The organism is Hyphomicrobiales bacterium, assembly GCA_016710435.1.
Lineage (GTDB): Bacteria > Pseudomonadota > Alphaproteobacteria > Rhizobiales > Aestuariivirgaceae > Aestuariivirga.
Genome location: JADJVV010000001.1, coordinates 2,351,260 through 2,372,837, shown reverse-complemented (window position 1 = coordinate 2,372,837; position 21,578 = coordinate 2,351,260). Strand labels below are relative to the sequence as shown.

General features: G+C 63.1%; 22 protein-coding genes. 10 read left to right on the top strand and 12 right to left on the bottom strand.

The genetic code is table 11. The features are described from left to right. Positions 1-17 precede the first annotated feature (17 nt). The 5 genes from IPM06_11455 to IPM06_11435 are packed head-to-tail and all read left to right on the top strand — an operon-like array spanning position 18 to position 6,222. The gene (locus IPM06_11455) at positions 18-1,523 is read left to right on the top strand and encodes a sugar ABC transporter ATP-binding protein (protein MBK8771036.1); all 1,506 of its coding nucleotides are present in this window, start codon (positions 18-20) and stop codon (positions 1,521-1,523) included. Beyond that, positions 1,520-2,479 carry an ABC transporter permease gene (locus tag IPM06_11450; GenBank protein ID MBK8771035.1) on the top strand — a complete coding sequence of 320 codons (960 nt, stop codon included), beginning with the start codon at positions 1,520-1,522 and terminating at the stop codon, positions 2,477-2,479. Before IPM06_11455 ends, IPM06_11450 begins: the two co-directional genes overlap by 4 nt. Positions 2,480-2,496: 17 nt before the next feature. Next, positions 2,497-4,491 (top strand): substrate-binding domain-containing protein, encoded by a 1,995-nt coding sequence (locus tag IPM06_11445; GenBank protein ID MBK8771034.1) that lies wholly within the window; start codon positions 2,497-2,499, stop codon positions 4,489-4,491. Continuing rightward, entirely contained in the window at positions 4,488-5,447 is a 960-nt protein-coding gene (locus IPM06_11440) for a cyclase family protein (protein ID MBK8771033.1), read from the top strand. Before IPM06_11445 ends, IPM06_11440 begins: the two co-directional genes overlap by 4 nt. A 10-nt stretch (positions 5,448-5,457) precedes the next feature. Then, positions 5,458-6,222, top strand: coding sequence for an SDR family oxidoreductase (locus IPM06_11435; GenBank protein MBK8771032.1), 765 nt, complete (start codon positions 5,458-5,460; stop codon positions 6,220-6,222). Here the strand turns inward: IPM06_11435 and IPM06_11430 are convergent. The 7 genes from IPM06_11430 to IPM06_11400 all read right to left on the bottom strand — a co-directional run bounded on the left by IPM06_11430 (position 6,217) and on the right by IPM06_11400 (position 12,064). After that, positions 6,217-6,738: a hypothetical protein gene (locus IPM06_11430; GenBank protein MBK8771031.1), complete on the bottom strand. Its 522-nt coding sequence runs from the start codon at positions 6,736-6,738 to the stop codon at positions 6,217-6,219. The genes IPM06_11435 and IPM06_11430 overlap by 6 nt on opposite strands. Beyond that, on the bottom strand, positions 6,735-7,472 hold the full coding sequence (locus tag IPM06_11425) for an SDR family oxidoreductase (protein ID MBK8771030.1): 738 nt from the start codon (positions 7,470-7,472) through the stop codon (positions 6,735-6,737). Before IPM06_11425 ends, IPM06_11430 begins: the two co-directional genes overlap by 4 nt. Beyond that, complete coding sequence (locus tag IPM06_11420) at positions 7,469-8,392, bottom strand: hypothetical protein (GenBank protein ID MBK8771029.1); 924 nt, start codon at positions 8,390-8,392, stop codon at positions 7,469-7,471. Before IPM06_11420 ends, IPM06_11425 begins: the two co-directional genes overlap by 4 nt. A gap of 186 nt (positions 8,393-8,578) precedes the next feature. Then, entirely contained in the window at positions 8,579-9,841 is a 1,263-nt protein-coding gene (locus IPM06_11415; protein MBK8771028.1) for an ABC transporter substrate-binding protein, read from the bottom strand. 74 nt (positions 9,842-9,915) lie between these two features. Then, the gene (locus IPM06_11410) at positions 9,916-10,974 is read right to left on the bottom strand and encodes an aldo/keto reductase (protein MBK8771027.1); all 1,059 of its coding nucleotides are present in this window, start codon (positions 10,972-10,974) and stop codon (positions 9,916-9,918) included. Between the two features lie 3 nt (positions 10,975-10,977). Then, positions 10,978-11,331 carry a TIGR04076 family protein gene (locus IPM06_11405; GenBank protein ID MBK8771026.1) on the bottom strand — a complete coding sequence of 118 codons (354 nt, stop codon included), beginning with the start codon at positions 11,329-11,331 and terminating at the stop codon, positions 10,978-10,980. Continuing rightward, on the bottom strand, positions 11,321-12,064 hold the full coding sequence (locus IPM06_11400; GenBank protein ID MBK8771025.1) for a GntR family transcriptional regulator: 744 nt from the start codon (positions 12,062-12,064) through the stop codon (positions 11,321-11,323). Before IPM06_11400 ends, IPM06_11405 begins: the two co-directional genes overlap by 11 nt. 101 nt (positions 12,065-12,165) lie before the next feature. On the opposite strand from IPM06_11400, the gene IPM06_11395 reads away from it, so the two are divergent. Genes IPM06_11395 through IPM06_11375 form a run of 5 tightly spaced genes read left to right on the top strand, consistent with a single transcriptional unit; the run spans position 12,166 to position 17,063 of the window. Next, on the top strand, positions 12,166-12,969 hold the full coding sequence (locus IPM06_11395; protein ID MBK8771024.1) for an ABC transporter ATP-binding protein: 804 nt from the start codon (positions 12,166-12,168) through the stop codon (positions 12,967-12,969). Further along, complete coding sequence (locus IPM06_11390; protein MBK8771023.1) at positions 12,966-13,706, top strand: ABC transporter ATP-binding protein; 741 nt, start codon at positions 12,966-12,968, stop codon at positions 13,704-13,706. The genes IPM06_11395 and IPM06_11390 overlap by 4 nt, the downstream gene beginning before the upstream one ends. Next, the gene (locus IPM06_11385; GenBank protein MBK8771022.1) at positions 13,703-14,617 is read left to right on the top strand and encodes a branched-chain amino acid ABC transporter permease; all 915 of its coding nucleotides are present in this window, start codon (positions 13,703-13,705) and stop codon (positions 14,615-14,617) included. Before IPM06_11390 ends, IPM06_11385 begins: the two co-directional genes overlap by 4 nt. Beyond that, complete coding sequence (locus IPM06_11380; GenBank protein ID MBK8771021.1) at positions 14,614-15,582, top strand: branched-chain amino acid ABC transporter permease; 969 nt, start codon at positions 14,614-14,616, stop codon at positions 15,580-15,582. Before IPM06_11385 ends, IPM06_11380 begins: the two co-directional genes overlap by 4 nt. Then, a complete protein-coding gene (locus IPM06_11375; protein ID MBK8771020.1) occupies positions 15,579-17,063 on the top strand; it encodes an aldo/keto reductase in 1,485 nt (494 codons plus the stop codon). The genes IPM06_11380 and IPM06_11375 overlap by 4 nt, the downstream gene beginning before the upstream one ends. Here IPM06_11375 and phoB read toward each other — a convergent pair. The 5 genes from phoB to pstC are packed head-to-tail and all read right to left on the bottom strand — an operon-like array spanning position 17,060 to position 21,509. Then, complete coding sequence (gene phoB / locus IPM06_11370) at positions 17,060-17,770, bottom strand: phosphate regulon transcriptional regulator PhoB (protein MBK8771019.1); 711 nt, start codon at positions 17,768-17,770, stop codon at positions 17,060-17,062. The two genes, IPM06_11375 and phoB, sit on opposite strands and share 4 nt — an antisense overlap. 22 nt (positions 17,771-17,792) lie before the next feature. Next, complete coding sequence (gene phoU, locus IPM06_11365; protein ID MBK8771018.1) at positions 17,793-18,509, bottom strand: phosphate signaling complex protein PhoU; 717 nt, start codon at positions 18,507-18,509, stop codon at positions 17,793-17,795. Positions 18,510-18,524: 15 nt separating this feature from the next. Beyond that, a complete protein-coding gene (locus IPM06_11360) occupies positions 18,525-19,343 on the bottom strand; it encodes a phosphate ABC transporter ATP-binding protein (protein ID MBK8771017.1) in 819 nt (272 codons plus the stop codon). A gap of 2 nt (positions 19,344-19,345) precedes the next feature. Continuing rightward, a complete protein-coding gene (gene pstA / locus IPM06_11355) occupies positions 19,346-20,569 on the bottom strand; it encodes a phosphate ABC transporter permease PstA (GenBank protein ID MBK8771016.1) in 1,224 nt (407 codons plus the stop codon). Continuing rightward, positions 20,562-21,509: a phosphate ABC transporter permease subunit PstC gene (gene pstC / locus IPM06_11350; protein ID MBK8771015.1), complete on the bottom strand. Its 948-nt coding sequence runs from the start codon at positions 21,507-21,509 to the stop codon at positions 20,562-20,564. Before pstC ends, pstA begins: the two co-directional genes overlap by 8 nt. Between the last annotated feature and the right edge of the window lie 69 nt (positions 21,510-21,578).

Below are 21,578 nucleotides of genomic sequence, written 5' to 3'. Positions count from 1 at the left end.
CGTCACAGAGGACTTCGATGTCGCGATTGGTCATCAAGAATGTTGTGAAGACGTTTCCCGGCGTCAAAGCGGTGGATGGCGTGTCGTTGGACATCGCCCCGGGTGAAATTCACGCATTGATCGGCGAGAACGGCGCGGGGAAATCCACGCTGATGCATCTGGTGGCCGGCGTTTACGCGCCCGACAGCGGCTCGATCGCACTGGATGGCGAAGCGCTCACTGGCCGCAGCGAACAGGCCATGGCCGATGCCGGGATTGCCATGGTCTTCCAGGAGCGCAGCCTTGTCGGTGCCCTGAGCGTGGCCGAGAACATCTACGCAGGCCGACAGCCGGCGAACCGCTTCGGCATCATCAGCAAGAAACCGATGCTCGACGGTGCGGCACGCATTCTCGCCGACCTTGAGGTGGACATCGATCCGCGCACATCGGTGGACCAGCTCTCTCCCGGCCAGCAGCAGATGGTGGAGATTGCCAAGGGCCTTTCGCACGAACTCAAGCTCATCATCCTCGATGAACCCACATCATCGCTCACGATCGGCGAAGCGCGGCATCTGTTCCGTGTGGTGCGGCGCCTGGCGGGGCAAGGCATCTCGGTTATCTACGTATCGCACCGCATGGCGGAAATCTTCGAGATTTCGCAGCGCATCACGGTGCTGCGCGACGGCCGCGTCACCGGCGTGCGCAAGACGTCGGAGGTCAAAGCGGCGGAACTCATTTCGCTGATGGTGGGGCGTGAACTCTCGTTCGAGCCCGACAAGCAGCGGGCGCCGAAGGATGCGGCGATGGCGCTTGAGGTGGAGAACCTCACGGCACCGCGCGTGCATGGTGCGAGCTTCAACCTGCGCTACGGCGAAATCCTCTGCCTTGCGGGGTTGCTGGGCGCTGGACGTACGGAAACCTGCGAGGCGGTGTTCGGTGCGCGGCCCATCACCTCCGGCACCATCCGCGTCAACGGCGTGGAGATCCGCCCGCGCTCGCCGCGCGATGCAATGGCGGCCGGCATTTCCATGTTGCCGGAGGACCGCAAGGACGGCGGCCTCTTCATGGATTTCAGCATCGTGAAGAACATGGCCGCAGCCAATCTCGAAGCCTACACGCACAGAGGCCTGTTGTCGGAAGCCGAAACACGAGCCATGGCGCAGCACTACGTTGAGGCGTTGCGCATCGCCACGCCGGGCATTGACCGCGAGGTGCGTTCGCTCTCCGGCGGCAACCAGCAGAAGGTGCTGCTGGCGAAATGGCTGGCACGGGAGCCCCGCATCCTCATCGTCGATGAACCCACGCGCGGCGTCGATGTGGGGTCAAAGGCCGACATCTATCGCATCCTCCGCTCACTCGCGGCCGGGGGAATGGCCATTCTGGTGGTCTCCTCCGACCTGCCGGAAGTGCTGGCACTGGCGCACCGCATCGCCGTGATGGCGGATGGCCGCGTCGTCGGCGAACTGGATGCCGCGGGGGCAACGGAAGTGAAGATTCTTGAACTCGCCGCATCAACCGATCACATGGCAGGACAAGCCGCATGACCCTCCGGAACCTGCTTTCGCGCATTGCAACGGACAGGTCGCTGCTGCTTGTCGGACTCATTGCCGCCCTCGTTCTGGTGATGACGGCCACGCGGCCCGACACGTTCCCGACCACGGGCAACGCCGCGGTGGTGCTGCTTGACACGGCCCAGACCGGCATTCTCGCCTGCGGCATGATGGTGCTGATGATCTCGGGCGTCTTCGACCTGTCCATCGGCGGCATCCTGGCGTTTTCCGGCATCATGGCGGCGCTCTGTTCCAAGGTGCTGGGCTGGCCGCCGGTGCCCGCCTTTCTCGCCGGCTGCGTATGGGGCACGTTCCTTGGCGCCATCAACGGCTTCCTCGTCACGCGCTTCCGCATCAACGCGCTGATCGCGACACTGGCCACGCTTTCGATCTATCGCGGCGGATTGCAGCTGATCTCGGGATCGGGTGTCACCAACATCGGCAACGGCTACACGATGTTCGGGCAGACACAGATTCTCGGCATCTATTCGCCCTTCTGGTTCATGGCCGTGATCGTGGCCGTGTTCTGGTTCCTGGTCAGCCGAACACGCTATTTCCGCCAGGCCTACTACATCGGCGGCAATGCGCGCGCGGCGAAACTTTCGGGCATCAATGTCGAGCGCACGGTATTCGTCTTCTTCCTGATCATGGGCTTTCTCTCGGGCCTTGGGGGCGCGCTGCTGGCGTCGCGTCTCAACACCGCCGTCGTGCTCGCGGGGCAAGGCGTTGAACTGAAAGTCATCACGGCAGTCGTGCTGGGAGGCGCCAGCCTGTCCGGCGGCATGGGCACCATTCATGGTGCCTTTCTTGGCGTGCTGCTCATGGCGCTGTTGCAAAACGCCATGATCATCGCAGGCATCAATCCCTTCTGGCAGCTCATCGTCGTGGGCCTTGTGTTGCTGGCAAGCGTTGGACTCGATCAGTTTGCGCGGACCACGAGCCGCGCATGAAAAACATGGAGGGAGTCATGAAGAGAATTCTGCTGTGCGCGATGGCGCTCGCTGCCGGGCTTGCAGCCCCTGCCCGGTCCGAGTCACCCACCGGGTTGAACGTCTCCATCGGGGACGCCAGCCGCGCCGACCAGGAATATGTCTGGATCAGCAACGCTTCAAACCTGCCGCTGTTCGTGGAGCGGGTCTATCCCGGCCTCGAAGCCGCGCGGAAGGCGTTCAACGTGAAGGTGAGGATTGCGGGCCCGACATCGGTTGATCTCGCCGCCTTCATCACCACGGTTGACGCCGAATGCACCAAGAACCCTGCAGGCGTGATCGTGGTCGGCGGATGGGACGACGCGCTTGCCTCCGAAGTCGACAAGTGCATCGACAAGAAGGTACCGACCATCGTCACGGATGGCGACCTCGCCAATTCGAAGCGCCTCACCTATCTCGGCACCAACTGGTACAACCTCGGCTACCAGCACGGTCTGTACCAGTGCCAGTATCACAAGGAAGCGGGCCTTGCGGCGGGTGAAGTCGGCACCATCTCTTTTCTCGCCGCCAGCAATTTCATGGCCGCGCGCCAGGGCCTGCGCGATGCGCTGGCCAAGACCTGCCCCGACGTGAAAGTCGTGGCCGATGAGGAGTCGGGCACGAACGTGGAACAGGTTGCGGCCAACACGGCTGCCATCATCCAGGGCCACCCGAACCTCACGGGCATGGTGGGCTTTGACTCGGAAGCTGGCCCCGGCATCGTTCGCGCGGTGACGGAATCCGGCAAGGCAGGCAAGATCATCGTCACGTCCAACGAGGCAGGACGCGATTTCATGAATTCCATCAAGGATGGAACCGTGAAGATGATCAACATGGAAAAATACGAGACGATGGATTTCTTCGCGATCTCGTATCTCTACACCTTCAAGAACGACATCATCCGCAACCTCGGCATGGACCAGTGGCTGCAGAATCCGCTGCCTGCAATTGGTGACTCAGGCCTGATCTTCGTCACCAAGGACAATGTCGATACGATCCTCGCGGCGACCGATCCTGCCGCTGCGTCGAACAACACGCCCAAGGGACTGGATGTGCCTATCGGCGATGCGAGCCGCTCCGATCAGGAATATGTCTGGATCAGCAACGCGTCCAACCTGCCGCTGTTCGTGGAGCGGGTCTATCCCGGCCTTGAATCGGCACGCAAGGCGCTGAACGTGAAGGTGAGGATTGCAGGCCCGACGTCGGTCGATCTCGCGGCCTTCATCACCACGGTTGACGCCGAATGCACCAAGAACCCTGCCGGTATCATCATTGTCGGCGGCTGGGATGATGCGCTTGCCTCGGAAGTGGACAAGTGCATCGACAAGAAGGTGCCGACTGTCGTGACCGATGGCGATCTCGCCGCCTCGAAGCGCCTCACCTATCTCGGCACCAACTGGTACAACCTCGGCTACCAGCACGGCGAATATCAGTGCCGCTACCACAAGGATGCCGGCCTCGCCTCGGGTGAGATCGGCACAATCTCCTACCTCGCGGCCAGCAACTTCATCGCCGCGCGCCAGGGCTTGCGTGACTCGCTCGCCAAGAACTGCCCGGAGATCAAGGTGGTGGCCGATGAAGAATCCGGCACCAACGTGGAACAGGTGGCGGCCAACACGGCCGCCATCATCCAGGGCCACCCCAACCTCACGGGTATGGTGGGCTTTGACTCCGAAGCCGGCCCCGGCATCGTCCGCGCGGTGACGGAGTCCGGCAAGGCGGGCAAGATCATCGTCACCTCCAACGAGGCGGGCCGCGACTTCATGAATTCCATCAAGGATGGAACCGTAAAGATGATCAACATGGAGAAGTACGAGACCATGGACTTCTTCGCGGTGCTCTATCTCTACACCTTCAAGAACGACATCATCCGCAACCTCGGCATGGACCAGTGGCTGCAAAATCCGCTGCCTGCAATTGGTGACTCCGGCCTGATCTTCGTCACGCAGGACAATGTCGACACGATCCTCGCGGCCACGGCGCCTGCGCCATGACACGCACGCTTTCTCCCCCGGCCCCAGTCTCACTTGCCGAGTTCGACAAGATCTTCGAACAGGTGAAGAACTGGGGCCGTTGGGGGTGGGATGATGAGCGGGGAACGCTCAACTATCTCACGCCGGACAAGGTGGTGGCGGCGGCGAAGCTCGTGAAAAGCGGGCGGCAGGTCTCCATGGCCATCCCCATCGGCAAGACCGCGACGCCGGACAACCCGGCGCCGGCCACGCACGTCTTCTCGCTCCTGCACGACATTCCCATTTCAAAGAGCGGGCTGACATTCGGCATGTGCTACCTCGGCATGGGCAGCCATGGTGATGCCTATACCCATGTCGATGCACTGAATCACGTGGGCTACAAGGGCAAGCTCTACAACGGCAAGCCCGTGTCGACGCTCACCTCGCGCGGTTCGGAGTGGGGCGCCATCACGGCCTATTCCACGGGCCTCGTGGGGCGCGGTGTCCTGCTCGACGCCGCCCGCCATCGCGGCGTCGAATGGCTGGAGCCCGGAGAAGCGGTGACGCGCAAGGAACTGGAAGAGATCGAGAAGGCGCAAGGCGTGCGGCTCGGAGAAGGCGACATTCTCGTCTTCCGCACGGGCCATCACGCGCGGCGCCTCAAATTGGGGGCGTGGAGCAACGAGTATCCGCCGGCGGGCGAAGGCAAGGCGGGCCTGCACGTGGATACGGTTCCCTGGATGCACGAACGCAAGATCGCCGCCTTCCTGCCGGACGGCGATGGCGAGACGGTGCCCAGCAATGTGGAAGACATGCCCTACCCCATCCATCCCCTGCAGTTGACGGCGATGGGCATGCTCATTTCCGACAGCCTGCAGTTGGAAGAACTCGCCGAGGCCGTGACGCAGGAAGGCCGCTTCGAATTCATGGTGGTGGGTCTGCCGCTCCGTCTGCCGGGAGCAACAGGCACGCCCTGGAATCCCATTGCCATTTTCTGAAGGGATCGAGATGAAACGCTTCGCTGGAAAAGTCGCACTCGTCACCGGCGCCACCACCGGGATCGGGCAAGCGACTGCTGTTCGCCTCGCCTCAGAAGGTGCCGTTGTCGCCGTCAACCGAAAACCCGGCCTTGATGCCACGGAGACGTTGGCGATGGTGAAGGCGGCAGGTGGCGAGGCTTTCGACATCGAGGCCGACATGCGCGACCCCGCTGCGGTGAAGGCGATGGTGCAGGAAGCCGCGCGGCGCGGAGGCCGGCTGGATTATGTCGTATCGAATGCCGCCATCAATCCCTTCATGCCGTGGGACGCAACCGACATCGAAGACTTCAATGAACTGTTCGAGGTCAATGTGCGGGGCAGCTGGGTTGTTTGCACGGAAGGCGCGCGCCAGATGATCGCGGAGAAGCATGGCGGCGCCATCGTGATGATCTCGTCCATCTCGGCGCATGTGGGCTCACCCACACAGGTTGCCTATTGCGGCACCAAGGGCGCCATCACCATGCTGGGGAAGGCGTTGGGGTCGGTGTTGGGCAACCATGGCATCCGCGTCAATGTCGTGGAACCGGGGGCGGTGCGCACCAACATGAGTGCGCCCATGTTCGAAATGCCTGACGTGGTGAAATATTACGAAGACCGGATAGCACTGCACCGCGTGGCCGAGCCATCCGAGCTTGCGGCAACGGTGGCCTTCCTTCTTTCGGATGATGCGAGCTACGTGACGTCGGCTTCGCTGCTCGTCGATGCGGGCTTCATCGTCAACGCCGAACTATAGCGGCGGCAGCTTGCCGACCGCTTCTTCCGCCAGCTTGGGCTCGGGTGTCTGCACGAAGTAGATCGTGTCACCTTTCACGTAGGCATAGAGCGGGCCTTGTGCCAGTTGCCCCGGATCACCAATGCGGACCACGCTGCGCGTCCCGTAGGTTTCATCCGCGATGGTGAGTGGCGTGTTGCTGGAGGCCTGGATCGCCGCCTTGAAGGCGGGCATGAGTCCGGAAGCATCCGCACCCGCCACGCGCCAGCAGCCCACCGCCGCCTTCAGCGTGCCTGTCGCGTAGGCGCTGGCGAGCGTGAAATCGCCGCGCGCCTTTCCCAAGGTTGCAAGGAATGTATCGAAAGCTGCGCTGTTCGTGCCGAGTTCAGTGCCATGCTGGCTCTCGATGGTCAGCGCCACGCCGCCGAGGGACGACGGCAAGGCAGCCTCCAGTGCCGCATCAGCGTGGCGGCCGGCCGCCATTGCAAATGGGGCGGCCACGAGAAAACAGATCAGGGCAAAGAGAGCGCGCGTCATGTGATGTCCAGCACTTGTCCGCCATCAATGGGAATGCAGGCTCCCGTCACCCAGGCGGAATCGGGTGAGACCAGCAGGTCGATCCAGCGCGCCACCTCGTCGGCGTTTCCGATGCGGCCCAGCGGCACCTGCCCTGCCAGCCATTCATAGGCTTCCTGCAGATTGCTGGCCCAGGTCTCGTGGATCGGCGTGTCGACGGGGCCGAGTGCCAGCGCGTTGACCCTGATCCTGTCGGCGGCGAGTTCGCCCGCAAGCGAGCGCGTGAGATATTCCAGCGCGGCCTTCGTCATGCCGTAAAGCGATTGGCCTTTCCGCACCAGCGTGCCGGATGACGAGGAGATGTTGACGATGGCACCGCTGCTCTTGCGCAAGGCGGGGACTGCCGCCTGAATGAGCAGAAATGGTGCGCGGATGTTGATGGCCCAATGCAGGTCGATCTGCTCCAGGGGATAGTCCGTCACCGGCATCACCTTGATGGTGGCGGCATTGTTGATCAGCGCATCGATACGGCCCGTCGCATCGAGTGTCTTTTCCACGACGCGCGCCGCCGCGGCAGGATCGGCGAGGTCATCGGCCAGGACGATGGTGCTTCCCTGCTTGCAGGCGGCTGCCGTTTCCTGGAGCTTGTCGGGGCGGCGTCCGACCAGCACCACCGTCCAGCCGTTCAGGGAGAGGCGCTTTGCGGCGGCAGCGCCGATCCCCGTTCCCGCGCCCGTGATGATTGCCGTCTTCAAGCCGGACCTCCATCGATCAGCATCGATCCCGCGATGGAGGCACCCGGTTCCAATACGCGCACGCCATGGCTTGCGACGCCGCGGGCCATGCGGTTGAAGCCATCATTGGCGTTGCTCACGGGCTCCACGCAAACATAGGGGTAATGCCAGGCACTGTAGAGTTGCAGCTTGTCCAGCGCACCGTCCGCCGTGATGCGGGTGCGGAAGCCGTCGGGATAGGTGAGTTCCGCCTGTTGGTCCCACCCGTCATAGAGGCGGTCCACGACGATTTCGGAAACGTCGGCCCCTGCGGTGAAGTCGAGGCCGGGAACGAGCGGTCCGCACCCTTGCCCCACCGCTTCCGGTGCATCGGCGGGCCACATGGCCACGGAGTCGAACCTGAGCCGGGTGCCCGGCGGCTTGGGGAAATAGGGATGATAGCCGATCCCCGCCGGCATCAAGCGGTGATCGCGCGAGGTGACGGCGAGCGAGATGCGCAATCCCTCGTCGGAAAGGCCAAAGCCGAGCCGGCCACGCCAGCGGAATGGAAAAGTGCCGGGTGCCGGTTCGTGTTCATATTGCAATTGCAAACGGCTGGCGTTCTTGTCTTGCACCTGGAATGAACCGACCCAGGCATCACCATGGGTGGCTGTCGGTTCCTCGCGCACGGTGCGGTCCAGCGCGTAGTCCTGGCCCTCAAAGGAAAAACCGGGGCCGAACAGCGGCCCGGAATAGGGCATCAGGGGAAAGCCGGCGAAATCATAGGCGCGGGCTGCGGAGATTGCTTCCGCCGTCGCGGCCCTGAGGATGTCGCGACCCGCCTTCCGGAAGGATACGATCCGCCCGCCGAAGGACGGTGCCACCACAAGGGTGAATGGACCATGCTCCAGGGTGTGAAGCTCGCCCGTGACGGCCGGTTGACGGAACAGGGCTAGGACCACATCACTTCCCTCAAGCACCAGGGCGCGGACCGTTTCGTCCTCACCACCCCCGTAACGAAAAATGCTAGTGGGACAACGCTTCAAACGCAACAGCGTTCGGCAGGATTCCGCTGCGGCAGGCCCGCGAAAATGAGCTGTGGAGCCGGGCCGGCAGGAAGACTTCCCCCGCCGGCCCGGAACGCGATGTTACTTCAGCGACGACTTGATCTTGTCGACGTCCTCCGCACTCATTTCGCCCACGGTCTTCACCGCGCCGTCCTGGATGCGCCACAGGCGGAAGGGTCCGGTGATGTCGCCGTACTGGTCGAAGGAAATGGGACCGATCACGCCTTCATAGCGGATGGGCTTGCCCTCCTTGATGAGCGCCAGCGCCTTGGCGAACTCTTCCTTGCCGGCGTGGATCGGCGTGCCATCAGCCGCGACGACCTGTGGGATCGCCGCCTTGATGGCAGCCGGATCAGCCTTGCCCGCCTTGGCGATGGCAAGCGCCGCAATGGCACCCGCATCATAGGAACGGTCGGCAGCGGGTGCATCGGGCTTGATGCCGCCGGAGAAGGCTTCGTAGTTGGCGTTGAAGTACTTGGTCGACTCCGTTTCCGCCGTGCCCGACGACGTGCCGAAGGCATCGTTCAGATACTGCGGGCCAACGGCCTTGATGAAGTCATCCGCGTTCATGCCGTCATTGAGCAGGAACTTGGCCGGGCCGCCGCCGGAAATCCAGGCGCGGGCGATGGTTGCGCCATCAACCGGGTAGCTGATGAGATAAAGCGCGTCGGGTGCGTCCTTCATCGCAGCACTCGCTTCGGAGGCGTAGCTCGACTGCTTCTCGTTGTAAGGCGTGACAGACGTGATCGTGCCGCCCAGCTTCGTGTAGGCCGCTTCGAATTCCTTCTGCATGTTGACGCCGAAGTCGTTGTTCACATGCACGATGGCAATCTTCTTCAAGCCCTGGTCGATTGCGTATTTCGCAGCCGCCGTTCCCTGCAGCGCATCGGAGGTGATGGTGCGGAAGAAGACGCCGTTGGTCTTGCCTTCCTTGCCGAGTGCGGTGAGCGTGGGCGAGGACGAGGCGGGCGAAATCTGCGGGATGCCAGCAGGCGCCGTCACCGAGGTGAGGATCGCCAGCGACATCGGCGAGATGATGCCGCCGATCACCAGCGGGACCTTCTTGATGTTCACAAGCTGCGTGGCCTGGTCCACGGCGACGTTGCCTTGTGTCTGGCTGTCACGCGTGTCGGTGACGATCTTGCAGCCGTTGGCACCGCCCGCATCGTTGAAATCGCGCAGCGCCATCTCGACCGACTTTGCGCCAGCGACGCCATAGGCGCCCGCAGGCCCGGTCAATTCAAGATCGAGGCCGATGGTGATGGTGCAGTCTTCCGCCGAGGCAAGGCCGGGATATCCGGCGATGGCAGCCGCAAAGGCGGCGGACAAGAACAGTTTCTTCATGGTTGTTTTTCCTTCCCTGTAAATGCCGGAGACAGTCCGGCGTCTTGGTTGCAGTCCCGGTTCAGTCGTCGTCTTCAAGCGGTCTTCGCGCTCCCCTCGCTGTTGAGATTGTATTTCATGATGGCGCCGTGGCCCGCCACATCACGTTCCAGTTCATAGACGTCGCCCGCGAGCGGACGAGCCTGCGACAGAACCTGGTCAATGGCGCGCAGGTCATCCGGCGTGAGCGTGATCTCCGTGATGCGGAGGTTGGCGTCGAGATGCGTACGATTGCGCGCACCCACGATCACGGCGGAGACTCCACGCCGCGCCAGCACGGCGGCGCTGGCAATGGTGGCAATGTCCGTGTGATGCCGTTGCGCAATCGCATCGAGAACAGCAAGCAAGGACTGGAACAGGTCCCAGCCCCCGACGTCGTCAATGATCAACTTGTATTTGGTGAGGGAGCGGTTCTCCAGGGGCGCACGTGGCTCTGCCGCGCCCAGCCAGCGGTTGCCAAGGAATCCGCCCGCCACCGTGCCGTAGCAGTAGATGGCGACAGTCTCGCGCATGGCCACATCAACGAAAGACTTCTCGGGCCGGCGGTCGAGCAGCGAATATTGCACCTGCATGGACGACATCTTCACGCCGGCGCTGCGCATGGCGGTGAGGTGGGCGGTGTCGAAATTCGTGCCGCCCAGCCGGTTGATCTTGCCGGCGCGGCGAAGCTCTTCCAACCACTCAGCCGTTTGCAGCCAGCGGTCGGCGGCATAATCCCACCAGTGGAACTGCACGGTGTCGAGTTGCTCCAGGCCGAGGCGGCGGAGCGATGTATCGATCACGCCCTGCACGTAGGCCTTGTCGATGGTACGCAGGCTGTTCATGTCAGGCACGAACTTCGTGTGCACGCGGATGCGCGCCAAGGCTTCCGCCCCGCGCAGGCGCAGGTATTCCTGGCGGAAGCGTCCGATCAATTCCTCGACGCCTGTGTAGATGTCGGCGCAGTCGAAGGTGGTGATGCCAGCGTCGGCGTAGGCGATCATGTCGCCCAGGGGATCGTCGCTGGTGTTCTGGCTGTGGCTTTGCGACAATTGCCAGCCGCCGCGGATGACACGGGAAATTTCGTAGCCGGGTTCAAGCGCGAGGCGTTGCATTCATCATTCCTTTGGCAGTGGCACGGCGGTCGTCTGCGCGTGGCTGAAGCGGCGCAGGCCCGTGCGCGTGATGCGAAGCCGCGTCGCGCAATTCGGATCGGGACAGGCGATCTCGGCATCAGTCGACATCCAGTCATGCGGATGCGTCGGGCGCTGCTTGGCGGCAAGGAGCGGCAGCACGGATGACAACGAATAGATGGAGAAGCCCTGCCCCGGCGGCAGGTGCAGCATCTCGCCACGCAGTTCGAAGTGATCGCCGGGCTTGGCGCCGCAATAGACATTTCCGCCGTCGGGTATCACCACCTCGACGCGGAGATCATAGAGTTCAAAGAAATCGTCGTTTGGGTCATGCGCCATGGGTTGCACCTGCTTGCTGGTCATCGCGATCAAGCTGCGCCCGGATCAGGTTGAAGGCGCGGGCAATGTCGTTGTTCAACGCCGTGATGGCCGCATCACCGTCGCGCTGTTCCAGCGCGTTGATCAGTTCCCAATGATGATGCGTGCCTGCGGGGTCTTTTTTCTCGTCATGCAGGAAGGCCGCTTTCTGCACAAAGGCGCCGGATTGCAGCCACAGGCTCTCAATCACGGGGATCAGCACACGCGAGCCTGCGGCGCGGTAGATATGGCTGTGAAAGGCGTGGTTCAGTTCGATTGCGGCACGGATGCTGGCCGGACTGCGATTCACGAAGGTGCGTTCGCAATCTTCCGTCAGGGTACGGAGGATTTTGAAATCATCCGCGGTGAGGTGCGGCATGGCGATGAGCGTGACCTGGCCTTCGATGAGGCGGCGGGCCTGCCACAAATCCTCCAGCCTGTCGCGGGTGATGGCTGGCACGCGGGCCGAACGGTTGGGCAACACCTCGATTGCATGTTCCGAGGCGAGGCGGCTCAGGGCATCGCGCACCGGCATGGTACTGGTCTGGAATTTCTCGGCCAGATCGGCGATCCGCAGCATTTCGCCCGGGGCGAATGCGCCATGGATCAGCAGGCGGCGGAGTTCGGCATAGACCTTGTCATTCACCGTCTCGCGGGTGATGGGCGAAAGGCCATTCTCCACGTTGAGGACTTGAACTGACGCCGGCTTGTTCACCACACTCACCCCTTGTGGATAAAAAACTAGTTGCAACGGGGCGTCCCGTAAAGTGTAATCAGTGATCTGTGATCAAACTTTTTGAGAAAGCTGGCTTTCCCATGGATGGCGGCCCGGCAGACGTGCGGACTGACGCCCCCGCACCGTGCGCCATCGATGCGTCGGGCATTTCCCTTGCCTTCGGCGGGGTCAAGGCCGTGCACGGCATGAACCTCAGGCTGGCCGCGGGCGAATTCCTGGGGCTGATCGGCCCCAATGGTGCGGGCAAGACCACCCTCTTCAATATCATTGCGGGCTTCTATCGCGCCGATGAGGGCACGGTGCTGATCCAGGGCCGCGCAGCGCCACGGGGCGATGCCAAGTCGCGGATTGGCCTCGGGCTGGGCCGGACGTTTCAAATTCCCAAGCCGTTTCCACAAATGACGGTGCTCGAGAATGTCCTCACGGGGGCGCAGAACCAGTCGGGCGAACGCATCTGGCCCAACTTCCTTCAATTCGGCCGTGTCGCCGCGGAAGAACGTGCGGCGGTGGAAAAGGCGCAGGCGCTCCTGGAGTTCGTCAAGCTCGCGCATCTTGCGCCTGAGCCGGCGCGGGTGTTGTCCGGTGGCCAGCGCAAGCTGCTGGAACTGGCGCGGGTGCTGATGGCCGATCCGCAGATCCTGCTGCTGGATGAGCCGGCAGCGGGCGTCAATCCGGCGCTGCTGGAGTTCATCATCAGCCGCGTGCTGGAATTGAACAAGCAGGGTAAGTCCATCCTGCTCATCGAGCACAACATGGATATGGTCACGCGACTATGCCACCGCGTCGTGGTGATGGCGGGCGGACGCTACCTCACCGAAGGCGTGCCACAGGATGTCGCGCGCAATCCCGCCGTGATCGAGGCCTATCTCGGTGCCGCGGCATGACTGTTGTTCCTGCATTGCAAACGAAGGCGCTTGTCGCCGGCTATGAGCGCGACCTTCCGATCGTGCGCGGCGTAGACCTTTCCGTGCGGCGAGGCGAACTCGTCGCCATCCTCGGCCCCAATGGCGCTGGAAAGTCCACACTGGTGAAAGCCATCGCCGGCACGGTGCCCACCTTCGGCGGCACGGTGCTGCTGGGCGGCAAGGACATCACTTCCGTGCCGCTGCACAAGCGCATCGGCGAGGGCCTCGCCTTCGTGCCGCAGACGGAGAATATTTTCGCCAACCTCACGATTGCCGAGAACCTGCACCTCGCCGCCGATGTGCTGGCGAAATCGCTGCGGTCCGCGCGGCTGAAGAAGATCCACGCCATGTTTCCGGACCTTGCGGCGCGCCCGCATCTCCGGGCCGGGCTTCTCTCCGGCGGTCAGCGGCAGATGCTGGCCCTGGCGCGCGCCCTGATCGTGGAGCCGCACGTTCTCATCCTCGACGAACCTTCTGCCGGCCTTTCTCCAAAGATCGTGGGTTCCGTCTTCACCATGCTCAAGGAGATCAACAAGAGCGGGGTGACGCTTGTTCTGGTGGAGCAGAACGTGCGCGCCGCACTTGCCATCGCCGACCGGGGCGTGATCCTGGTTGAAGGCGAGTTGCGGCATGACGGCAAGGCCAGCACCTTGATGCATGATCCGCTGCTGGCGGAGCTTTATCTCGGCGCGCAACCGGCGCGGGGTGCTGCATGATTGCACAGACCCTCATGGATGGTCTTATCGCGGGCAGCATGATCGGCCTTGGCGCCATCGGCATCACGCTCACCTATTCCATCCTGCGCTTCGCCAATTTCGCCCATGGCGACCTCATCAGCTGGTCGGCCTATTTCGCGCTCAGCATCAGCACGCTGCTCGGCACACTTGCGCCGGGACTTGCCACGTCTGTTGCTCCGTTCTCCTTCGGGTGGTCGCTGCCCATCGGCCTCGCGGCGTCGGTTGTGCTCACCGCCCTCCTCGCCCTTGCGGTGGACTGGTTGCTGTTCGCGCGCCTGCGGCGGCGGGGCGGAGCGATCATCATCCTGGTGATGGCGGGTTTCGGTGCGGCTCTGGCGTTGCGCAGCTTTCTCGAATTTCTCTTCACATCGAAACCCTATTATTTCACGGGTGCCTTGCAGATTGCCCATCCTCTTGCGGGCGGCGCACGGGCCACAGCGGACCAGTTGCTGGCGCTCGGACTGGCGGTCGTCCTCGTGGCCCTTGTCCACCTCATCCTGACGCGCACGGCGGCAGGGCGCGCCATGCGGGCCGTGAGCGAGAACCAGGCACTGGCCGGGCTTGCGGGCATTGATGTGGCACGCACCATCCGGCTTGTGTGGATGTTCGGCGCGGCACTGGCGGCGGTCGCAGGCGTCATGACCGGGCTTCTCGTGCAGATCAGGCCGCACATGGGACTCGACCTGTTGCTGCCGCTCTTTGCCGCCGCCATTCTCGGCGGCATCGGCAGCGTGCCGGGGGCCATGCTGGCGGGGCTGATTGTCGGCATTGCGGAAGCGCTGTGCGTGCAGTTCGTCGGTGCGGAATGGCGGGCTGCCGTGTCGTTCGTGATCCTCGTTGCCATCCTGCTGTTGCGGCCCCAGGGCCTGTTCGGGAAGGCGGCGGCATGATCGAGTTCATCAGCTACGGCGCGTTCTTCCTCACGCTTGCCCTCACCTATGCCATCATGTGCCTTGGCCTCAACGTGCAGTGGGGCCAGACCGGACTGTTCAATGTCGGCGTGGCGGGCTTCGTCGGAATCGGTGCCTATGTTTCGGTGCTGCTCACGACGCCCGATGCGCCCGACCGCTTCGGGGGGTTCGATGTGCCCATGGTCCTCGGCTGGCTCGCAGGCGCGGCCGCTGCGGGGCTTGCTTCGGCGCTGCTGGGCGCGCTGACCTTGCGCCTGCGTTCGGACTATCTCGCCATCGCCACGTTTGGATTTGCCGTCGTGGTGCAACTGGCTGTGCTGAACCTGCAATGGCTCACCGCCGGTCCCTTCGGCATCAGCTTCATTCCGCGGCCCTTCGGCTGGCTTGCAAGCGATCCGCTGGCCTTCGGCCTCCTCAACCTCGCCACACTGGTGGTGATCACGGGCGGCGTTTATTTCGGCCTCGAACATCTCATGCGCAGCCCGTGGGGCCGTGTGCTGCGCGCCATCCGTGAAGACGAAACCGCCGCCACCGCGCTCGGCAAGGATGCGGCGTCGTTCCGCATCCAGGCCTTTGCCGTGGGCGGCGCCATCATGGGCCTGGCGGGGGCGGTGCAGGGGCATTTCATCGGCTACATCTCGCCTGATGGCTATGTGCCGATCCTCACATTCCAGGTGTGGGCGATGTTGATCGTCGGCGGCTCGGGCAACAACCGCGGCGCCATTCTCGGCGCCATCGTGGTGTGGGCGCTGTGGGCGGCATCGGGTGCACTCATCTCCGAGGTCGTTCCACCCGATCAACAGGCCCGCGCCTCCGCCCTCAAGATGGTGATGATCGGCGTCGGCATCTGCCTCGTCCTGCTCCTGCGGCCGCGCGGTCTGCTGGGCGAACGGGCAACGGTTTCGCGCCATGTGGAAGCAACTGCAGCGAAGGACAAGACATGATGACCTCCCCCGCCCTGCCAACAGCCACGCTGAACAGCGGCCTTACGCTTCCGCGCATCGTCTGCGGGCTGTGGCAGGTCGCGGACATCGAACGCAGCGGCACGGCGATTGATCCCAAAGTTGGAGGCGATGCACTGCAGGCCTATGCGAACGCAGGTTTCACCGCCTTCGACATGGCCGATCACTACGGCACGGCGGAACTCATCACGGCCAACCTGCTGCACCGCTATTCCTCCGGCGCGCGGCCACTCGCTTTCACCAAGTGGTGCCCCGAACCCGGAGCGATGACCGCTGAGACTGTGCGCGCAGGCGTCCAGGAGCGGCTGACGCGCCTCGGCGTCAGCCGCGTTGATCTCTTGCAGTTCCACTGGTGGAGCTTCGAGCATCCCGCCTGGCTCGATGCGCTGCATGAAATCCGGAAACTGAAGGATGAAGGCCTCGTGGGCGCCATCGGCGTCACCAATTTCGACGCGGCCCATCTGGCGCTGGCCCTTGCCGACGGCATTCCCATTGCGTCCAACCAGGTTTCATTTTCCGTGGTTGACCGCCGGGCGCGTGGCGAACTCAGCGCGCTCTGTGCGCAGTCCGGCGTGAAGCTTCTGGCCTATGGCACGCTCAACGGCGGTTTCCTTTCGGAGAAATGGCTGGGGCAGCCGGAGCCCACCGACATCCGCGACTGGAGCAAGTCCAAGTACAAGCGGTTCATCGATGCGGCGGGGGGATGGCGCGTCTATCAGGACCTGCTCACCACCTTGGGCCGCATCGCCAGGGTCCATGGCGTTTCGCTCCCGAACGTCGCCACGCGCTGGGTGCTGGAGCAACCTGCCGTCGCCGCCATCATCATCGGAGCGCGCATCGGGGAGAATGTGCATCACGAGAACAATCGCCAGGTCTTTGATTTCACGCTGACGCGGGACGATCATGCGGCGCTGGAAGAGGTCTTCGCGCGCATGACGCCCATTCCCGGCGATTGCGGAGATGAATACCGCAAGCCCCCTTTCCTCACGGCCTCGGGCGACTTGAGCCATCATCTCAATTCCATTCGTTCGGCCTATGCCTCCATGCCCACGCAACACCGCGAGGGCTTGCGCGTATCTTCAGGGAGTCAGTGGGAACCGATTGCGGGCTACAGCCGCGCCGTGCGGGTGCGCGACACGATCTATGTGTCCGGCACCACGGCCACCCATGGCAACAACCGCTGCGTGGCACCGGGCAATGCGGGGGCACAGGCAACCTATGTGCTCGACAAGATTGCCGCCTCGATCAGCGCCGCCGGCGGACGGATCGAAGATGTGATCCGCACCCGCGTCTTCCTGCGCCGCGAGGAAGATTGCGAGGCAGTGTCACGCGCCCATGGCCGCATGTTCGGACGCATCATGCCGGCCAACACGCTGCTGGTGGCGGGCGGATTGATCGGTGACTACGAGGTGGAGATCGAGGCCGAGGCGGTGGTGGACAGTTCTTCCGCTTCGCAGTCCTAGGTCCCCGTCAACGCCTTGCCGTAGCGCTCGTCGAAAGCGTAGCCCGTGCCGCGCACGGTGCGCAGCGGATCGATTTCGCGGCCACGGGACAATGCCTTGCGCAGGCGGCCCACGTGTACGTCAACCGTGCGTTCGTCGATGTCGCCGCCATCGCCCCAGACGCGGTCCAATAGCTGCGCGCGGCTGAAAACGCGGCCAGGCGTCTGCATGAGATATTCCAGCAGGCGGAATTCGGTGGGTGAAAGCGCTATATCGCGCACGCCGCGGGAGACGCGCTTCTTCACCCGGTCCAACGTGATGTCGCCGCGCGCCAGCGCATCAGACACCGCTTCGGGGCGCATGCGGCGCAACAGCGAGCGGATGCGCGCCATCACCTCCGGCACCGAAAACGGCTTGACGATGTAATCATCCGCGCCCGTGCCAAGGCCGCGCAGGCGCTCGGCCTCCTCGCCACGTGCCGTGAGCATGATCACAGGCAACGATTGCGTTTCGGGCTTTGCCCGCAGCATGCGAACGACCTCGATGCCGGAGAGGCCCGGCAGCATCCAGTCCATCAACACAAGGTCCGGCATCTCTTCCATGATGGCGGGATGCACATCTTCCCCCTGCTCCACCACGCGGGTGCGGAAACCTTCCGCCGCGAGATTGTAGGTCAGCAATTCGTGGATCGCCGGTTCGTCTTCAACGATGAGGATGAGGGCAGTCATGACTTGTTTCCGGTCCCGTTCCTCAATCCATGTTCAGTGGAGAAAATGGCGTGGTTGCAGTGTCGTCCTTCTTCGGGCGTTCGTCAGTCAACGCCCGGCCATGGACGAGGAAATAGATGTTCTCCGCAATGTTTGTCGCGTGATCGCCGATCCGCTCGATGTTCTTGGTCGCGAAAAGCAGATGGGTGCAGGCCCCGATCATGCGCGGATCCTCCATCATGTAAGTGAGGAGTTCGCGGAAGATGGAATTGTAGAGCGCGTCGATATCCTCATCATGCCGCCACACCTCAAGCGCCTGTTCGCTGTCCGCCGCCGCGAAGGAATCCAGTACGCGCTTGAGCTGCGCCTGGGCCAGTTGCCCCATGCGCTGCAGGCCAGTGGTGAGACGGCGCGGAATGGGATCCGAAATGGCGTGGGAGCGCTTCGCCACGTTCTTGGCGAGGTCCCCGATCCGCTCCAGATCCGTGGCGATGCGGATCGCCACCATGATGTGACGGAGGTCGCGCGCCATGGGCTGGCGCTTGGCAATGGTGAGGATCGCCTTCTCCTCGACCGCGCGTTCCATCGCGTCGATCTTGTCGTCGGCGAGAATGACGCGGTCCGCGAGTTTCGTGTCACGGCGCGTGAGTGCTTCAAGACTCCGCGCCAATTGTTCTTCGGCAAGGCCGCCCATGGTGGAGAGCATGGATTGCAGCGACGCGAGATCGTCGTCGTAGGCTTTCATGATGTGGTCGGACATGGTTCCAAATTTTCCTTAGCCGAAGCGGCCCGTGATGTAATCCTGGGTCTTCTTGTCCTGGGGTGCGGTGAACATGACATCGGTATCGCCCACCTCGATCAGGTTTCCAAGATGGAAGAAGGCGGTGAGATCGGAGACGCGCGCGGCCTGCTGCATGGAATGGGTGACGATCACGATGCAATAGTTCTGCTTCAACTCGTGGATGAGTTCCTCGATGCGCGCCGTAGCAATGGGGTCGAGGGCCGAGCACGGTTCATCCATCAGGATCACGTCAGGGTTCACGGCAATGGCGCGGGCGATGCACAGGCGCTGCTGCTGGCCGCCGGAAAGGCCCGTACCTGGCTGCATCAATCGATCCTTCACCTCCTCGAAGAGCCCAGCCTTGCGCAGGCTCTCCACGACGATGCGTTCGAGATCGGATTTCGACTCCGCCAGACCGTGAATGCGGGGACCATAGGCCACGTTCTCAAAGATCGACTTGGGAAACGGATTGGGTTTCTGGAAGACCATGCCCACGCGGGCGCGCAATTGCACCACGTCAAGGTCGCGGTCGTGGATGTCGTGGCCATCGACGGTGATGCTCCCCGTCACGCGGCATCCGGCAATCGTGTCGTTCATGCGGTTGATGCAGCGCAGGAAAGTGGACTTGCCGCAGCCTGACGGACCAATGAAGGCGGAGACCGACTTGTCGGGAATGGTGATCGAGAGGTCCTTGATGGCGTGCTTGTCGCCGTAGTGCACGTTCACGCCTTCCGCCACGATCTTCGGTGACTTCGAGAGCACGGCCTGCGGGATTGCGGGCGTGAAGACCGTCTTCGGATTCATGTCATTCATGGCTACCATCGGCGTTCGAATTTCTTGCGCAGCACGATTGCCAGCGCGTTGAAGGAAAACAGCACCATCAGCAGCACGATGATCGTGGCGGCGGTGCGGGACTGGAAGGCGGCCTCGGGCAGATCCGACCAAAGGAATATCTGCACGGGCAGAACGGTCGCCGCATCGGTGAAGCCCCGGGGCACATCGGCGATGAAGGCGATCATGCCGATCATCAGCAGCGGTGCCGTCTCACCCAGCGCGCGGGCTACACCGAGAATCGTGCCGGTGAGAATGCCGGGCACCGCGAGCGGCAAGACATGATGAAAAACCGCCTGTTGGTGCGAGGCGCCAATGCCGAGTGCCGCTTCCTTGATGGATGGCGGCACGGAGCGGATGGCGGCACGGGCGGCGATGATGATCGTCGGCAGGACCAGCAGCGACAGCACAAGCCCGCCCACGATGGGCGTGGAGCGTGGCAGGTTGAAGATGTTGAGGAACACGGCCAGTCCCAGGAGGCCGAAGATGATCGAGGGAACTGCCGCGAGATTGTTGATGTTGATTTCGATCGCGTCGGTGATCCAGGACTTCCGGGCAAACTCCTCCAGATAGAGCGCTGCCGCCACACCCAATGGCAAGGCCAGCGACAGCGTGATGATGATGGTGAGAATGGAACCGGTCAGCGCGCCCTTGATGCCCGCCAGTTCCGGTTCGCGGCTGTCGCCATCCAGCAGGAAGTTCCAGGCGAAGCCGCGTGTGATCGCGCCCTTGTCGCGCAAGGCGTCGAGCCAGGCCTTCTGCTGGGCACTCAACTGCTGTGCGGCGTAACCTTTCAGATAGAGATCAGCATTGCTGTCGAGCGCAACAGGAACCGTGACCTCCTGCCCCACGAGATCGGGGGTAGCGAGGACGCGGGACTGAAGGACATCCGCAGCGCCGGCCGAAAGAATGCCGTTCAGCGCCTTCCTGTCCTTGCGAGCCGTCACATCGGGAAATTGTGCGGCCAGGGCCTGCTTCACGAGGCCGAGGTAATCACCGGCGGCAAGGTTGACGCTGTCCACCATGGTGGCATCCACACGCACCTGCAGGCTGGCCTCGTGGACGGTGAAGGTGGGCAAAGCCTTGATGACGATGTCGGCGATCAGGGCGAGCAGAAACGCCGTGGTCAGCAGGATTGCACTGATGCCATACCAGCGGAATCTCCGTTCGGCGGCGTAGCGCTTCTGGATGAGGGCAGGCTTACTCATAGTGTTCCCGGTATCTGCGCACGATACGGAGCGCGATGTAGTTGAGCGTGAGCGTGACGCAGAACAGCACGAGGCCAAGCGCGAAGGCGGCCAGTGTCTTGGCGCTGTCGAATTCCTGGTCGCCCACCAGCAGCGTTGCAATCTGCACGGTGACGGTGGTGACGGCGGCGAAGGGGTTGAAAGTGAAATTGGCGGCAAGTCCGGCGGCCATGACAACGATCATGGTTTCACCGATGGCGCGGGAAATGGCGAGGATGAAGGCGGAGACGATGCCCGGAAGTGCGGCTGGCAACACCACTTTCTTCACCGTCTCGGATTTCGTTGCACCCATGGCGTAGGAGCCATCGCGCAAGGCTTGCGGCACAGCGTTGATGATGTCGTCGGAAAGGGACGAGATCAACGGCACGATCATCATGCCCATGACGAGTCCTGCGGCGAGCGCCGATTCCGATGCGACGTCGAGGCCCACTGCCGTGCCGACGGACCTGATGAGCGGGGCCACGGTGAGCGCTGCAAAGAAGCCCAGCACCACGGTTGGAATGCCCGCCAGCATTTCCAGCAGCGGTTTCGCCATGGTCCTCACGCGTGGCGTCGCGTATTCGGCGAGATAGATGGCGGAGAGCAGGCCAAGGGGCCCGGCAACGAGAATGGCAATCGTGGTGATGAGCAGCGTACCCGCCATCAAGGGCAGGATGCCAAAGGCCGGCGGGTTGGCCGTGGGCGCCCACACCGTTCCAAACAGGAACTGCCACAACGGCACCTCCGCAAAGAAACGCAGGCTCTCGTAGAGAACCGACAAGACAATGCCGATGGTCGTGAGCACGGCAACGCCCGACGCCACGGCCAGCAGCGTGAGCACGGCGCGTTCCAGCACGATGCGGCGCATATCCTTCGGGGCGAAGGAACGGGCTGGCTGGTGATCGGTGAGCGTCAATGTCATCTGGGCCCGGAAGCTGGAAGAGAAAACACAATCCCGGGGGCGGCCCGGTACATCCGCGGCACCGCCCCT